At 63.7% G+C, this 14,587-nt stretch carries 14 protein-coding genes; 2 read left to right on the forward strand and 12 right to left on the reverse strand.

What is annotated here, in order from left to right; all coding sequences use genetic code 11:
* Positions 1-15: 15 nt before the first annotated feature.
* Together pnp and rpsO are read right to left on the reverse strand one after the other, a co-directional pair.
* Positions 16-2,169 (reverse strand): polyribonucleotide nucleotidyltransferase, encoded by a 2,154-nt coding sequence (gene pnp, locus RQP53_RS00880; protein ID WP_315648059.1) that lies wholly within the window; start codon positions 2,167-2,169, stop codon positions 16-18.
* Positions 2,170-2,491: 322 nt separating this feature from the next.
* Complete coding sequence (gene rpsO / locus RQP53_RS00885; RefSeq protein ID WP_315648060.1) at positions 2,492-2,761, reverse strand: 30S ribosomal protein S15; 270 nt, start codon at positions 2,759-2,761, stop codon at positions 2,492-2,494.
* A gap of 548 nt (positions 2,762-3,309) precedes the next feature.
* Here rpsO and RQP53_RS00890 point away from each other — a divergent pair.
* On the forward strand, positions 3,310-3,750 hold the full coding sequence (locus tag RQP53_RS00890) for an Hsp20/alpha crystallin family protein (protein WP_315648061.1): 441 nt from the start codon (positions 3,310-3,312) through the stop codon (positions 3,748-3,750).
* A gap of 42 nt (positions 3,751-3,792) precedes the next feature.
* On the opposite strand, the gene tsaD is transcribed toward RQP53_RS00890, so the two are convergent.
* The 10 genes from tsaD to uvrB form a co-directional block, all read right to left on the reverse strand.
* Positions 3,793-4,824: a tRNA (adenosine(37)-N6)-threonylcarbamoyltransferase complex transferase subunit TsaD gene (gene tsaD / locus RQP53_RS00895; RefSeq protein WP_315648062.1), complete on the reverse strand. Its 1,032-nt coding sequence runs from the start codon at positions 4,822-4,824 to the stop codon at positions 3,793-3,795.
* A complete protein-coding gene (fdx, locus tag RQP53_RS00900; RefSeq protein ID WP_315648063.1) occupies positions 4,821-5,156 on the reverse strand; it encodes an ISC system 2Fe-2S type ferredoxin in 336 nt (111 codons plus the stop codon). The genes tsaD and fdx overlap by 4 nt, the downstream gene beginning before the upstream one ends.
* Before the next feature lie 2 nt (positions 5,157-5,158).
* Positions 5,159-7,015: a Fe-S protein assembly chaperone HscA gene (hscA, locus tag RQP53_RS00905; RefSeq protein WP_315648064.1), complete on the reverse strand. Its 1,857-nt coding sequence runs from the start codon at positions 7,013-7,015 to the stop codon at positions 5,159-5,161.
* Positions 7,016-7,019: 4 nt separating this feature from the next.
* Complete coding sequence (gene hscB, locus RQP53_RS00910; RefSeq protein WP_315648066.1) at positions 7,020-7,538, reverse strand: Fe-S protein assembly co-chaperone HscB; 519 nt, start codon at positions 7,536-7,538, stop codon at positions 7,020-7,022.
* Between the two features lie 91 nt (positions 7,539-7,629).
* Positions 7,630-7,953, reverse strand: a complete 324-nt coding sequence (iscA, locus tag RQP53_RS00915; RefSeq protein ID WP_226878667.1) for an iron-sulfur cluster assembly protein IscA — start codon at positions 7,951-7,953, stop codon at positions 7,630-7,632.
* A gap of 27 nt (positions 7,954-7,980) precedes the next feature.
* Positions 7,981-8,367: a Fe-S cluster assembly scaffold IscU gene (gene iscU / locus RQP53_RS00920; protein WP_315648068.1), complete on the reverse strand. Its 387-nt coding sequence runs from the start codon at positions 8,365-8,367 to the stop codon at positions 7,981-7,983.
* A gap of 93 nt (positions 8,368-8,460) precedes the next feature.
* Positions 8,461-9,681 carry an IscS subfamily cysteine desulfurase gene (locus RQP53_RS00925; RefSeq protein ID WP_315648070.1) on the reverse strand — a complete coding sequence of 407 codons (1,221 nt, stop codon included), beginning with the start codon at positions 9,679-9,681 and terminating at the stop codon, positions 8,461-8,463.
* Between the two features lie 28 nt (positions 9,682-9,709).
* On the reverse strand, positions 9,710-10,243 hold the full coding sequence (gene iscR / locus RQP53_RS00930; RefSeq protein ID WP_315648072.1) for a Fe-S cluster assembly transcriptional regulator IscR: 534 nt from the start codon (positions 10,241-10,243) through the stop codon (positions 9,710-9,712).
* Positions 10,244-10,463: 220 nt separating this feature from the next.
* Positions 10,464-10,955: a low molecular weight protein-tyrosine-phosphatase gene (locus RQP53_RS00935; protein WP_315648074.1), complete on the reverse strand. Its 492-nt coding sequence runs from the start codon at positions 10,953-10,955 to the stop codon at positions 10,464-10,466.
* Positions 10,952-13,060 carry an excinuclease ABC subunit UvrB gene (uvrB, locus tag RQP53_RS00940; protein ID WP_315648075.1) on the reverse strand — a complete coding sequence of 703 codons (2,109 nt, stop codon included), beginning with the start codon at positions 13,058-13,060 and terminating at the stop codon, positions 10,952-10,954. Before uvrB ends, RQP53_RS00935 begins: the two co-directional genes overlap by 4 nt.
* A gap of 145 nt (positions 13,061-13,205) precedes the next feature.
* Between uvrB and RQP53_RS00945 the strand changes: the two genes are divergently transcribed.
* Positions 13,206-14,408 (forward strand): amino acid aminotransferase, encoded by a 1,203-nt coding sequence (locus RQP53_RS00945; protein WP_315648076.1) that lies wholly within the window; start codon positions 13,206-13,208, stop codon positions 14,406-14,408.
* Positions 14,409-14,587: the final 179 nt, after the last annotated feature.

Raw genomic sequence — 14,587 nt, forward strand, 5'->3', positions numbered from 1 at the left:
TACGCTTCGCCTTGCTTACTCAGCCGCGCCTTCCGCGGCAGCTGGAGCCGCCACGGGGGCCGCAGCGGGAGCTGCATCGCGGTCGATCAGCGCCTTCATCGACAGCTTGATGCGACCCTTTTCGTCGGTCTCCAGCACCTTGACCTTGACCACTTGGCCTTCCTTCAGGAAGTCGGTGACCTTTTCGACGCGCTGGTGCGCGATCTGGCTGATGTGCAGCAGACCGTCCTTGCCCGGCAGCAGATTGACCAGGGCGCCGAAGTCCAGAATCTTGGTGATCGGGCCTTCGTAGACCTTGCCGATCTCGACTTCAGCGGTGATCTCTTCGATGCGCTTCTTGGCGTGTGCGGCCTTGTCGGCATCGGTCGAGGCGATGGTGATGGTGCCGTCTTCGCCGATATCGATGGTGGTGCCGGTTTCTTCGGTCAGCGCACGGATGGTGGCACCGCCCTTGCCGATCACGTCACGGATCTTCTCGGGGTTGATCTTCATCGTGTACAGACGCGGCGCGAATTCGGACACCTCGGCAGAGGCGCCGGCCACGGCTTCGACCATCTTGGACAGGATGTGCAGACGGGCTTCCTTGGCCTGAGCCAGCGCGACCTGCATGATCTCCTTGGTGATGCCCTGGATCTTGATGTCCATCTGCAGAGCGGTCACGCCGGTGGTCGTGCCGGCCACCTTGAAGTCCATATCGCCGAGGTGATCTTCGTCACCCAGGATGTCGGTCAGCACGGCGAAGCGGTTGCCGTCCTTGATCAGGCCCATGGCGATACCGGCCACATGCGCCTTCAGCGGCACACCGGCGTCCAGCATCGACAGGCAGCCGCCGCAGACCGAAGCCATCGACGAGGAGCCGTTGGACTCGGTGATTTCCGACACGACGCGGATCGAGTACGGGAAGTCTTCCTTGCTCGGCAGCACGGCCACCAGGGCGCGCTTGGCCAGACGGCCGTGGCCGATTTCGCGGCGCTTCGGGCTGCCCACGCGACCGGTTTCGCCGGTGGCGAACGGGGGCATGTTGTAGTGCAGCATGAAGCTTTCGCTGTACTCGCCGGCCAGCGCATCGATGGTCTGCGCATCGCGGTCGGTGCCGAGGGTGGCAGCCACCAGGGCCTGCGTTTCACCACGGGTGAACAGCGAGGAGCCGTGGGCGCGCGGCAGCACGCCGGCACGGATTTCGATCGGGCGCACGGTGCGGGTGTCGCGACCGTCGATACGCGGCTCGCCGGCCAGGATCTGGCTGCGCACGATGCGCGCTTCGATCTCGAACAGCAGGCCGTCGACTTCGACGCCGTCGAACTCCACGCCTTCTGCGGTCAACGCCGCCTTCACATCGCCATAGGCCTTGCGGCAGGCTTCGGTGCGGGCTTGCTTGGAGCGGATCTGATAGGCGGCGCGCAGTGCTTCTTCAGCAAGGGCGGTGACCTTGGCGATGAAGGGCTCGTTCTTGGCCGGAGCAACCCAGTCCCAGGCCGGCTTGCCGGCGTCACGGACCAGTTCGTGGATCGCGTTGATCGCGACCTTGCCTTGCTCGTGACCGAAGACCACGCCGCCCAGCATGATGTCTTCGCTCAGCTGGTCAGCCTCGGATTCGACCATCAGCACGGCCGCTTCGGTACCGGCAACCACCAGGTCCAGCTTGGAATCGGCCAGCTGGGTCTTGCCCGGGTTCAGCACGTATTCGCCGTTGATGTAGCCGACGCGCGCGGCACCAATCGGGCCGGCGAAGGGAATGCCAGAGATGGCGAGTGCAGCGCTCGAAGCGATCAGCGCAGCGATGTCGGCCTGCACTTCAGGGTTCAGCGACAGCACGTGCACAACGACCTGGACTTCATTGAAGAAGCCTTCCGGGAACAGCGGGCGGATCGGGCGGTCGATCAGGCGGCTGGTCAGGGTCTCGAGTTCGCTCGGACGGCCTTCACGCTTGAAGAAGCTGCCGGGGATCTTGCCGGCGGCGTAGGTCTTCTCGATGTAATCGACGGTCAGGGGGAAGAAATCCTGGCCGGCCTTGGGCGCGCTCTTGGCCACAACGGTGGCGAGCACGACGGTGTCATCGATGTTGACGACGACGGCGCCGGTCGATTGACGGGCGATTTCGCCAGTTTCCAGCGTGACCGTGTGTTGACCCCATTGAAAGGTCTTGGTGACTTTGTTGAACATGCTCATGTTCTTTTCCTCTCTCTAGTCAAACCGCTTGCGGTGCAGTTCATGACCGGGCGTGAGGCTGGGTTTGGCGAGATGCCATTCCAGCGTGCTTCGCTGCAGTCCTTGCTGCAAAGCACGCTGGAATGACACATCCACACCACGTCAGCTCAACGCCGAAACATACGACGACAAAACTCTACATAGACAAAGAGCCTGCACTGGCTTTTGAGTTCCAGTCAGGCTCTTGCCTCACGGCGCCAGCGACGGCCGGACATGGCACCCACCCCGAACGGAGCAGGCGCAGCCCGGCCATGCGGCAACGCCGTGTTTTCTCATGCGCTGATTACTTGCGCAGACCCAGCTTCTGGATCAGGGCGGTGTAACGCGAAGCGTCCTTGGACTTCAGATAGGCCAGCAGGCTCTTGCGCTGATTGACCATCTTCAGCAGACCGCGACGGCCGTGGTGGTCCTTGGCGTGCAGCTTGAAGTGGGGGGTCAGCTCATTGATACGAGCGGTCAGCAGTGCAACTTGCACTTCCGGCGAACCGGTGTCGTTGGCGCTGCGCGCGTTGGACTTGACGATTTCTGCTTTATTGAGATCGGCGACTGCCATGATGCGTTCCTGAATATCGGATTCCGCCGGGCAGCGCATCATGATCTCGATGCGGGCGCTCGAACGGTTTCCAGAGGTTTTAATGACTTGCGGTCACAGGTGAAACCGACCCGTGCCGTGCTGAGTTTCATTTCGCTCAACGCACCCGCCCTTGTTGCCTCTTTCAAGACGCCAAAGGCCGGCCCGTCGCGCAAAACCTGCGGATTATAGAGCAAATCACGCCGCGCGCTCAGGTGCGACCATGACAGCCCCATCCAGCCAGCCCGACTCCAGCATGAGGCAAGCCCGCCAGACTCCAGCCCCCATTCATCCCTCGGCAGTGCCAATCGAAGGCGATGTCGACGCAGACCAAGCTGAGGCAAATAGCGTCATTTGCCCGGCATTCAAGGGCCAAACGCGGGCAAACAAGCGACAAAGACAATCTTTCTGCGATTCAGCAAAACCCATCAATCGGGCCTCTTGAAAGCAGCCTGGGCTGATCCAAATTGGCAGTCAAGGGACGCTGCTCCCGACACCTTGAAACGCAGCACCAACCGCTTGGAGGCCTTATGTTTTTCGTTCCCGTCGCTCGCCACGCCAATGAATTCTCCCGCAGCCTGGAGCGCCTGTTCGACGATGGACTGGCCGGGCTGAACGCCGAGCCGCGCGAAGCCGCCATCGCCCTGCGCAGCCCGGCGCTGGATGTCAGCGAAACCGACCAGCTCTACACCGTGCGCCTGGAAATGCCTGGCGTGCCCAAGGACGCGGTCAAGATCACCATCGATGGCCGGCGCGTCAACGTCGAGGCCGAGCAGCGCCGTGACGAGGAGAAGAAGGACGGCGAGCGTGTGCTCTACCGCGAACGCAGCGTCTCGCGCTTCTCGCGCAGCTTTGCCCTGCCCGAGGAAATCAACCAGTCCGACTCCAGCGCCAAGATGGACCACGGCGTGCTGACCCTGACCCTGGCCAAGCGCCTGGCCAAGGGCGCGACACAGCTGGCCGTCAACTGAAAGCAAGCCGGCTGATCAACGCCAGGCGGATCTGAGAGCGCTTCAAGCGCTGGCCAGATCCCAGCGCGGCCGCACCTCGAAGCTGCCGCCGCGCTGCAACTGGCCGAGGCCGCGCTGCAAGCGCATCGCGGCCGCCATGGCGATCATGGCGCCGTTGTCGGTGCACAGGCTCAACTCCGGGTAGTGCACGCGGATGCCACGCTTGGCGCAAGCGGCGTTGAGTTGCTCGCGCAAGCTTCGGTTCGCGCCCACGCCGCCGGCCACGACCAGGCGCTTCAGCCCGGTCTGCTTCAAGGCCAACAGCGACTTCTTGACCAGCACCTCGACGATGGCCGCCTGCGTGGCCGCGGCAAGATCGGCGCGCTGTTGATCGCTCGGTGATTCGCCGAGCCGCTTCACCTGGGTCAGCACGGCCGTCTTCAGCCCGGCAAAACTGAAGTCCGGCTTGCCGCTGTGCAGCAGCGGACGAGGCAGCTCGAAGGCCGCAGCATTGCCCTGCAGGGCCAGCTGCGCCAGATGAGGCCCACCGGGATAAGGGAGGCCGAGCAGCTTGGCGCTCTTGTCAAAGGCCTCACCGGCCGCATCGTCGATGGTCTCGCCCAGGATTTCGTAGCTGCCCACCTCATCCACGCGCATCAGCTGCGTGTGCCCGCCCGAGACGAGCAGCGCGACGAAGGGAAACTCCGGCGCATCGGCAGAGAGAAAGGGCGACAAGAGATGCCCTTCCAGGTGATGCACCGCCAGCGTGGGCTTGCCCAGCGCCGCAGCCAAAGCCACCGCCACTCCGGCACCCACCAGCAGCGCGCCGGCAAGACCTGGCCCCTGCGTATAGGCGATCACGTCGACATCGGCCAGGCTCAGCGAGGCATCGCGCAGCACCTCGCGCGTCAGCGGCAGCACGCGGCGGATATGGTCGCGCGAGGCCAACTCGGGCACCACGCCACCATAGGCCTGATGCATGGCGATCTGGCTGTGCAGCGCCTGCGCCAGCAGGCGCGGTGTGCCCGCAGCCGGCACCTCGATCAGCGCAACACCGGTCTCGTCGCAGGAGGACTCGAAACCCAGGACCTTCACTTTTCGCGCGCGTGATTGATCGAGTACTTGGGAATCTCGACCGTCAAATTCTGATTGGCGACGATGGCCTGGCAGGACAGGCGGGAGTTCGGCTCCAAGCCCCAGGCGCGGTCCAGCATGTCTTCCTCGCCCTCCTCCATCTCGGACAAGGAAGCAAAGCCCTCGCGCACGATCACATGGCAGGTGGTGCAGGCACAGACCTGATCACAGGCGTGTTCGATGGCAATGTCGTTGTCCAGCAGCGCCTCGCAAATCGAGGTGCCTGAGGGCACATTGACCTCGGCACCGGCCGGGCAGTATTCGGAATGGGGCAGGATCTTGATGATGGGCATGATTACATCTGCTCGATATTGCGGCCGGCCAGCGCCTGGTGGATGCCTCGGTTCATACGTGCCGCGGCAAATGCCTCGGTGCCCTTGGCCAGCGCTTCGACGCCGGCGGTGATGACCGCAGCGTCGGCGCCTCCGGCCACCTCGGCCAGGCGCTGCAGCATGGCCTCGATCTCTGCACGCTCCTCGCTGCTGAGCAGATCGCCATCAGCCTGCAGTGCCGACAGCGTTGCCAGGCGCATCCGCTCCGCTTCGACCAGTGCTTCGCGCAGCGTGCGCGCCTGCATATCGATCTCGGCGCTGGCGAAGCCGTCCTTCAGCATGGCGGCGATCTGATCTTCACTGAGCCCGTAGCTGGGCTTGACCTGCACGGCGGCCTCGACACCGGAGCCCAACTCACGCGCCGAGACGCTCAGCAGACCATCGGCATCAACCTGGAAGCTGACGCGGATGCGCGCTGCGCCCGCCACCATCGGCGGGATGCCACGCAGCTCAAAGCGCGCCAGCGAACGGCATTCGCTGACCAGCTCGCGTTCGCCTTGCAGCACGTGAATGGCCATGGCGGTCTGGCCATCCTTGAAGGTGGTGAAGTCCTGCGCCTTGGCGATCGGGATGGTGGCATTGCGCTCGATCACGCGCTCCACCAGTCCGCCCATGGTCTCAAGACCCAGCGACAGCGGGATCACATCCAGCAGCAGGATTTCGCCATCGGCCGCATTGCCAGCCAGCTGATTGGCCTGGATGGCCGCGCCCAGCGCGACCACCTCGTCGGGGTTCAGATTGGTCAACACCTCGCGGCCGAACAGCGCGCTGACGGCGCTGCGCACGCAGGGCATGCGGGTCGAGCCACCGACCATCACCGTGCCCCGCACCTCGTCGGCCTTGACCTTGGCATCGCGCAGCACGCGGCGCACCGAGGCCAGCGTCTTGTCGACCAGCGGCTTGGCCAGCGCCTCGAAATGCTCACGGCTGACGATGACGCTCAGCTCACCCGCATCCAGCCGCGCATGAAGGGTAGCCGCATCGGCGGCGGAGAGCGCCTCCTTGGCCTGCCGCGCTGCCACCAGCACCGCGCGTTTGTCGTGGGCGCTGCTGAGCGCTAAGCCGGCCTGAGCCAAGGCCCAGTCGGCCAGCGCGCGGTCGAAATCGTCACCGCCCAGCGCGGCGTCGCCGCCGGTGGCCACGACCTCGAACACACCGCGTGTCAAGCGCAAGAGCGAGATATCAAAAGTGCCGCCGCCCAGGTCGTAGACGGCGTAAAGCCCTTCGCTGGCGTTGTCCAGCCCATAGGCAATGGCCGCAGCGGTCGGCTCATTGATCAGCCGCAGCACGTTCAGGCCGGCGAGCTGGGCAGCATCCTTGGTGGCCTGGCGTTGGGCGTCGTCGAAATAGGCTGGCACCGTGATGACGGCGCCAAACAGATCGTCGGCAAAGCTGTCCTCCGCCCGGTAGCGCAGCGTGGCCAGGATCTCGGCCGAAATCTCGACCGGTGACTTGACGCCCTCGCGCGTGGCCAAGCTGAGCATGCCGGGCGTGTCTTCAAAGCGGTAGGGCAGCTTCTCGCGATTGGCCACATCGGCCAGCGAGCGGCCCATGAAACGCTTGACCGAGACGATGGTGTTTTCAGGATCTTCGGCCTGCGCGGCAAAGGCCTCGGCCCCGATCTGTCGCCGGCCATCGCCCAGATAGCGCACGGCCGAGGGCAGGATCACCTGCCCCTGCTCATCGGGCAGGCATTCGGCCACGCCATGGCGCACCGAGGCCACCAGCGAATGCGTGGTGCCCAGGTCGATGCCCACGGCAATGCGCCGTTCATGGGGATTCGGCGAAGCGCCGGGTTCGGAAATCTGCAGCAATGCCATGTTCTTATTGTCCCAGTGCTTCAAGCCGGCGATCGAGATCGGCGCGAAAGCGCGTCACAAACATCAGCGCCCTGACCTGCTCGGCCGCGGCCAACGCATCACCTTGTTCATCCAGCAATCTGGCCGCTTCGGCGAGCAGGCTCAGTTCACGCGCCGCCACCTGATCGTCGATGGCCTGCACCTCGTCGGCACCTTCGGCCTCATCCAGCGCCTCGCGCCAGGCCATCTGCTCCATCAGAAAGCTGGCCGGCATTCGCGTGTTCTCGTTGGCATGCAGGGGCGCACCGCGCAGTTCGCAGAGGTAGGCCGCGCGCCGGAGCGGGTCGCGCAGACGCTGGTGCGCCTCATTCACACGCAAGGCCCATTGCATCGCCAGGCGCTGCGCCGCGGCGCCCTCGGCGGCGAACTTGTCGGGATGGACTTTGGCCGCCAAGGCTTTCCAGCGCGACTCGATCTCGGCGCGGTCCTGGGCCTGGCGCTGCGGCAGGCCAAAGAGGCTGAAGTCATCATCGGCGAGGTTCATCGGCGCTGTCGTTCTTGGCTGTTTGAAAAACAAAACGCGGCCCGCCCGGACCGCGCTGTTGCTGAGCGGGGCGAGGGCCGCCGCCGCCCGCTCAGACCCGGAAGGACTCACCGCAGCCGCAGCGATCCTTCTCGCGCGGATTGCGGAACTTGAAGCCTTCGTTCAGCCCTTCGCGGACGAAGTCCAGCTCGGTGCCATCCAGATAAGGCAGGCTCTTGGGATCGATCAGGATCTTCACGCCATGGCCTTCAAAGACCACATCCTCGGGCGCCACCTCATCGGCATATTCCAGCTTGTAGGCCAGGCCCGAGCAGCCGGTGGTCTTGACGCCCAGGCGAACGCCGACACCACGGCCACGCTTGCTGATATAGCGCGTCACATGGCGCGCGGCGGCTTCGGTCAAGGTGACTGACATCCTGTGCTTTCCTTTGGCTCGCCGGTCTTACTGCGTGTGCTTGGCGCGGTAGTCGTCCACCGCGGCCTTGATGGCGTCTTCGGCCAGGATCGAGCAGTGGATCTTCACCGGCGGCAGTGCCAGCTCTTCGGCGATCTGGGTGTTCTTGATGTCCAGCGCCTGATCCAGGGTCTTGCCCTTGACCCATTCAGTGACCAGCGAGCTCGACGCGATGGCCGAACCACAGCCATAGGTCTTGAACTTGGCGTCTTCGATCAGCCCGGTGGCCGGATTGACCTTGATCTGCAGCTTCATCACATCGCCGCAGGCCGGCGCACCGACCATGCCGGTGCCCACCGTGTCATCGCCCTTTTCGAAGGCGCCGACATTGCGGGGGTTTTCGTAGTGATCAACGACTTTTTCGCTGTATGCCATGATTGTTCTCCTGCTGTCTTTCGCCGACCCGAGGCGGACTGGCCGCCCAGGCCCTGCCGCCGCACTCGCACGAGCGCAGCGGGCTCTTGTGCTTCAGTGGGCCGCCCACTGGATGGTGCTGAGGTCGATGCCGTCCTTATACATATCCCACAGCGGCGACAACTCGCGCAGCTTGGCCACGCGATCCTTCAAGGTGTTGACGGCGTAGTCGATCTCTTCTTCGGTGGTGAAGCGACCGATGGTCATGCGCAGGGAGGAATGGGCCAACTCGTCGCTGCGCCCCAGCGCGCGCAGCACATAGCTGGGCTCCAGGCTGGCCGAGGTGCAGGCCGAACCCGAGGACACGGCCAGGCCCTTGACGCCCATGATCAGCGACTCGCCTTCGACGTAATTGAAGGACATGTTCAGGTTGTGCGGCACCCGCTGCTCCAGGTCGCCATTGACGAAAACCTGCTCAATGCCCGAGAGGCCGTCAAGCAGGCGTTGGTGCAATTTGCGAATTCGCGCACCCTCCTCTGCCATTTCTTCCTTGGCAATCTGATAGGCGACACCCATGCCAACAATCTGATGCGTGGCCAGCGTGCCCGAGCGCATCCCACGCTCTTGCCCGCCACCATGCATCTGCGCCTCGATGCGGATGCGCGGCTTACGGCGCACAAAGAGCGCACCGATACCCTTGGGGCCATAGCTCTTGTGCGAGGCCAGGCTCATCAGATCGACCGGCAAACTGCTCAGATCGATGGCAACCTTGCCAGTCGCCTGCGCCGCATCGACATGGAAGATGATGCCGCGTTCGCGGCAGATCGCGCCGATCGCCGGGATGTCCTGAATGACACCAATCTCGTTGTTGACGAACAGCACCGAAACCAGAATCGTGTCGGGCCGCAGCGCGGCCTTGAAGGCATTGAGATCGAGCAGACCGTTGGCCTGGACATCAAGATAGCTCACCTCGAAGCCCTGGCGCTCCAGTTCGCGACAGGTATCCAGCACCGCCTTGTGCTCGGTCTTCAGCGTGATGATGTGCTTGCCGCGAGTCTGGTAGAAATGCGCCGCGCCCTTCAAGGCGAGATTGATGGACTCGGTCGCTCCCGAGGTCCAGACGATTTCACGCGGGTCTGCGCCCACCAGGCCAGCGACCTGCTCACGGGCCTTTTCCACCGCCGCTTCGGCCTCCCAGCCCCAGGCATGGCTGCGCGAGGTTGGATTGCCGAAATGCTCACGCAACCAGGGCACCATCGCGTCGACAACGCGCTGGTCCACCGGCGTCGTGGCGCCGTAGTCCATATAGATCGGGAAGTGCGGGGTCATGTCCATGCTTGACGAAACGGCTGTCTGCTGAGGGTTATTTGTTGAAGGCGTTGCCAAGGGCAAACACCGAATTCGGCGCGGTGATGCGGATCGGCTTGACGACCGGCTGCGAGGAAATCGCCCGCTTGATCGGAGCTTCTTCGATGGTGACGCCCTTGGCCAGTTGGTCGTCCACCAGCTTGCGCAGCGACACGGAGTCGAGATATTCGATCATCTTGTTGTTCAGGCTGGTCCAAAGCTCATGCGTGATGCAGCGGCCGGTTTCCTCGCCCATGCAGTTTTCCTTGCCGCCGCAGCCGGTGGCGTCGATGGGCTCATCGACGGCCACAATGATGTCGGCCACGGTGATCTGGTCAGATTTGCGGCCCAGCGAATAACCGCCACCAGGCCCGCGGGTGCTCTCGACCAGTTCATGCCGGCGCAGCTTGCCGAACAGCTGCTCCAGATAGGACAGCGAAATCTGCTGGCGCTGGCTGATCGCGGCCAGCGCCACCGGGCCGCTGTTTTCGCGCAGGGCCAAATCGATCATCGCCGTGACCGCAAAACGACCTTTGGTGGTGAGACGCATGCAACTCTCCTTCGGCCAACAGGCCATGAGCCAGCTCGGAGCAGGGTCTGCTGCACCGGCCAGAGCCCCCATTCAGGGCTTGGGCGCGGCGCAACGGGTTAACCCTTGCTTATGTCCGAGCATTTTACTCAATTATCGGCAGCCGTGCTGCGGCGCGTCATGATGACGAGCTTTTGCCCCGCTTGGCGACAGGGCGATGGCGCGACATGCGCCCCTCAAGCTAGCAGCGCGGCAAGCGATCTTTCAAGTGCTGCGCCAGTGGTTCGCAGGCCGCCTCGACCAGATCCAAGACCTGCTCAAAGCCCTCTGGTCCACCGTAATAGGGATCAGGCACATCGCGCAAGCCGGTTTGGCGCGCATGTTCAAGCAGCAGCCCGAGCTTGTGCTGCAGCGCCGGCGGACAACGCTGGCGCATCGCACGCAGATGGCACTCATCCATGGCCAGCAACAGATCGAAACGCTCGAAATCCTGCGTCGTCAGCGGCCGGGCACGTTGCGCCGCGAGTTCGTAGCCACGTGACCTTGCATGCAGCTGGCTGCGCGGGTCCGGTGCTTCGCCTGCATGCCAGCCCTCGATGCCGGCGGAGTCAACCTGCACACGGTCTTGCAAGCCCAAGGCTTTCAGCTGTTGGCGCAGCACCGCCTCGGCGGTCGGTGAGCGGCAGATATTGCCGGTGCAGACCATCAACACCGACAGTTCTGCGCGGCTCATTTGCTCACCGCCGGTGCGATATTGTCGTGGGTCGCAGCCCCAAAGACCTGCTCGCGCAGCTGTGCCAGCTGATCGCGCACCCGCGCTGCCTTCTCGAATTCCAGATTGCGCGCGTGTTCCAGCATCTGCTTTTCGAGCAAGGTGATGCGCTTGCTGAGGTCTTTCTCTGAGAGCTCCTCAAGCTCAGTGCTGTGCAGCAGCTTTTGATCGTCGCGCCCCGGCTTGTCTGAATAGACACCGTCGATCAGATCGCGGATGCGTTTGTTGACGCCGCGCGGCGTGATGCCGTTGGCTTCGTTGAAGGCGATCTGCTTGGCGCGGCGGCGCTCGGTCTCGCCAATGGCCTTTTTCATCGAGTCGGTCATCCGATCGGCATAGAGGATGGCCTTGCCGTTCAGATTGCGCGCCGCCCGCCCTATGGTCTGGATCAGGCTGCGCTCAGAGCGCAGAAAGCCTTCCTTGTCAGCGTCCAGGATGGCAACCAGCGAAACCTCGGGAATGTCCAGGCCTTCACGCAGCAGATTGATGCCGACCAGCACATCAAAATGCCCCAGCCGCAGATCGCGCAGGATCTCGACCCGCTCGACCGTATCCACATCCGAGTGCATATAGCGGACCTTCACGCCGTTATCGCTCAGGTAGTCGGTCAACTGCTCGGCCATGCGTTTGGTCAGCGTGGTGATCAGCACCCGCTCGCCAATGTCGACCCGGTCGCGGATCTCCTGCAGCACATCGTCCACCTGATGCGTGGCCGGCCTCACTTCAACGATAGGGTCGACCAAGCCGGTCGGCCGCACCACCTGCTCGACCACCTGTCCGGCATTCTGCTGCTCGTAGTTCGATGGCGTGGCCGACACAAAGATGGCCTGGCGCATCTTGCGCTCGAACTCCTCGAACTTGAGCGGGCGGTTGTCCAGCGCCGACGGCAGGCGAAAGCCATATTCCACCAGCGTGGTCTTGCGCGCCCGGTCGCCGTTGTACATGCCGCCGAACTGACCCAGCGTGACATGGCTTTCGTCAATGAACATCAGCGCATCGGCCGGCAGGTAGTCCACCAGCGTCGGCGGCGGCTCACCCGGCTGAGCGCCGGAGAGGTGGCGGGTGTAGTTCTCGATGCCCTTGCAGTGGCCGACCTCGGTCATCATCTCCAAGTCGAAGCGGGTGCGCTGCTCGACACGCTGCGCCTCAACCAGCTTGCCATCGGCAACGAACTGGCCGACCCGCTCGCGCAGCTCGGCCTTGATCGTTTCCACCGCGGCCAGCACGCGGTCGCGCGGTGTCACATAGTGGCTGGAGGGGTAGACGGTGAAACGGGCGATCTTCTGGCGCACCTGGCCGGTCAGCGGGTCGAAGAGCTGCAGGGTCTCGATCTCGTCGTCGAACAGCTCGATGCGCAAGGCCAGCTCGGAATGCTCGGCCGGGAAAACATCGATGGTGTCGCCGCGAACGCGGAAATGGCCGCGCACAAACTCCAGCTCATTGCGCTGGTACTGCATCCGTATCAGCTGGGCAATCACATCGCGCTGATCCATCTTGTCGCCACAGCGCAGCGTCATCACCATCTGGTGATAGTCGCTCGGATTGCCGATACCGTAGATCGCCGACACCGAGGCGACGATCACCACATCGCGCCGCTCCAGCAGGCTCTTGGTGCAGGACAGGCGCAGCTGTTCGATCTGCTCGTTGATTGCGCTGTCCTTCTCGATGAAGAGGTCGCGCTGCGGCACATAGGCCTCGGGCTGGTAGTAGTCGTAATAACTGACGAAATACTCAACCGCATTCTTGGGAAAGAAGTCGCGAAACTCGCTGTAGAGCTGCGCCGCCAGCGTCTTGTTGTGGGCGAAGACGATGGCCGGACGCCCCATGCGGGCAATCACATTGGCCATCGTGAAAGTCTTGCCCGAGCCGGTCACGCCCAACAGGGTCTGGAAGCTCAGGCCATCCTGCAGGCCCTCGACCAGCTGGGCAATCGCTGTCGGCTGATCTCCGGCGGGCGGAAAGGGCTGAAACAGCTGGAACGGAGAGCCTTCGAAAGAGACGAATTCACCCTTCGGTTCATTCGTTTCTCCCTCTGAAATAGGCAAGTCAACAGAAGCGTCGGACATCGGGGTTTCCCTGAGAAATCGACCGCCCTCGCCCTAGAATTCCAAGGTTTGCGCGGCTGCGAACCCGACAGCGTAGCGCAGACCGCCGTCTTTGGCGCCGCTCCCCTCGGCGCCGCTCATGCCACCGTCCTGTCAGGAATCGTCCATGTCTTTGTTTGCCGCCGTCGAAATGGCCCCGCGTGACCCCATCCTGGGCCTGAACGAACAATTCAACGCCGACACCAATCCGGCCAAGGTCAATCTGGGCGTTGGCGTTTATTACGACGACAAAGGCAAACTGCCCCTGCTGCGCTGCGTGGCCGAGGCCGAGGCGTTGATGCAGGCTGCGGCCAAGCCGCGCGGCTATCTGCCCATCGACGGCATCGCCGCCTATGACAAAGCGGTGCAAGGCTTGGTCTTCGGCGCCGACAGCGCCGTGCTGGCTGAAGGCCGTGTGGCCACGGTGCAGGCCCTGGGCGGCACCGGCGGCCTGAAGATCGGCGCCGACTTCCTGAAGCGCCTGAACCCGAATGCGCAGGTGCTGATCAGCGATCCAAGCTGGGAAAACCACCGCGCGCTGTTCACCAACGCTGGCTTTGCCGTCGCCACCTATCCGTACTATGACGCGGCCCAGCGAGGCATCAACTTCGAGGCCATGCTGGCCGCCTTGCAAGCGGCTGCCGCCGGCACCATCGTTGTGCTGCATGCCTGCTGCCACAACCCGACCGGCTATGACCTGAGCCCGGCGCAATGGAGCCAGGTCGTCGACACCGTCAAGGCGCGTGGCCTGGTCGCCTTCCTGGACATGGCCTACCAAGGCTTTGGCGAAGGCATTGCCGAAGATGGCGCGGTAATCCAGCAATGCCTGGCCGCCGGCCTGGACTTCTTTGTCTCGACCAGCTTCTCCAAGAGCTTCTCGCTGTACGGCGAGCGCGTCGGCGCGCTCAGCGTGGTGTGCGGCTCCAGCGCCGAAGCCGGCAAGGTGCTGAGCCAGCTGAAGATCGTCATCCGCACCAACTACTCCAACCCGCCCACCCATGGCGCCCAGGTGGTGGCCCATGTGCTGTCCACACCGGCGCTGCGTGCGATGTGGGAAGAGGAACTGGCCGGCATGCGTGTGCGCATCCGCGAGATGCGCCAGGCCCTGGTCGCTGAGCTGAAGGCCGCCGGCGTCAGCCAGGACCTCAGCTTTGTCACCCGCCAGAAGGGCATGTTCAGCTACTCCGGCCTGAGCGCCGCGCAGATGCAGCGCCTGCGCAGCGAGTTCGGTGTCTACGGTGTCGACTCCGGCCGCATCTGCGTGGCGGCGCTGAACAGTCGCAATCTGAAGTCCGTGGCTGCCGCCATGGCGGCGGTGATCAAGGGCTGAGCCGTCTGTGAGCGAGGGCTGCTGGCTATCCGCTCAGCCCCGGCAGGAGACGCTTCTGGGCGCTGCTCGCGCAAAACGGCAGCTCTGGCCACCCAAACGGTAGTTTTTCGGGGTTTCTCTCGGGATCGCACCAAGCTGGCTGTCAGAAATGGCTGCCTAGAATGCTGCGACGCACAAAA

Source organism: Roseateles aquae (assembly GCF_032337115.1).
Lineage (GTDB): Bacteria > Pseudomonadota > Gammaproteobacteria > Burkholderiales > Burkholderiaceae_C > Roseateles_C > Roseateles_C aquae.

What these genes read in the sequence shown, in the direction of transcription:
- rpsO (WP_315648060.1), bottom strand. Translation starts at nt 2,761, where the DNA reads ATGGCAGTCGCCGATCTCAATAAAGCAGAAATCGTCAAGTCCAACGCG.
- RQP53_RS00890 (WP_315648061.1), top strand. Translation starts at nt 3,310, where the DNA reads ATGTTTTTCGTTCCCGTCGCTCGCCACGCCAATGAATTCTCCCGCAGC.
- RQP53_RS00935 (WP_315648074.1), bottom strand. Translation starts at nt 10,955, where the DNA reads ATGAGCCGCGCAGAACTGTCGGTGTTGATGGTCTGCACCGGCAATATC.
- pnp (WP_315648059.1), bottom strand. Translation starts at nt 2,169, where the DNA reads ATGAGCATGTTCAACAAAGTCACCAAGACCTTTCAATGGGGTCAACAC.
- RQP53_RS00925 (WP_315648070.1), bottom strand. Translation starts at nt 9,681, where the DNA reads ATGGACATGACCCCGCACTTCCCGATCTATATGGACTACGGCGCCACG.
- uvrB (WP_315648075.1), bottom strand. Translation starts at nt 13,060, where the DNA reads ATGTCCGACGCTTCTGTTGACTTGCCTATTTCAGAGGGAGAAACGAAT.
- RQP53_RS00945 (WP_315648076.1), top strand. Translation starts at nt 13,206, where the DNA reads ATGTCTTTGTTTGCCGCCGTCGAAATGGCCCCGCGTGACCCCATCCTG.
- iscU (WP_315648068.1), bottom strand. Translation starts at nt 8,367, where the DNA reads ATGGCATACAGCGAAAAAGTCGTTGATCACTACGAAAACCCCCGCAAT.
- fdx (WP_315648063.1), bottom strand. Translation starts at nt 5,156, where the DNA reads ATGCCCATCATCAAGATCCTGCCCCATTCCGAATACTGCCCGGCCGGT.
- hscB (WP_315648066.1), bottom strand. Translation starts at nt 7,538, where the DNA reads ATGAACCTCGCCGATGATGACTTCAGCCTCTTTGGCCTGCCGCAGCGC.
- hscA (WP_315648064.1), bottom strand. Translation starts at nt 7,015, where the DNA reads ATGGCATTGCTGCAGATTTCCGAACCCGGCGCTTCGCCGAATCCCCAT.
- iscA (WP_226878667.1), bottom strand. Translation starts at nt 7,953, where the DNA reads ATGTCAGTCACCTTGACCGAAGCCGCCGCGCGCCATGTGACGCGCTAT.
- iscR (WP_315648072.1), bottom strand. Translation starts at nt 10,243, where the DNA reads ATGCGTCTCACCACCAAAGGTCGTTTTGCGGTCACGGCGATGATCGAT.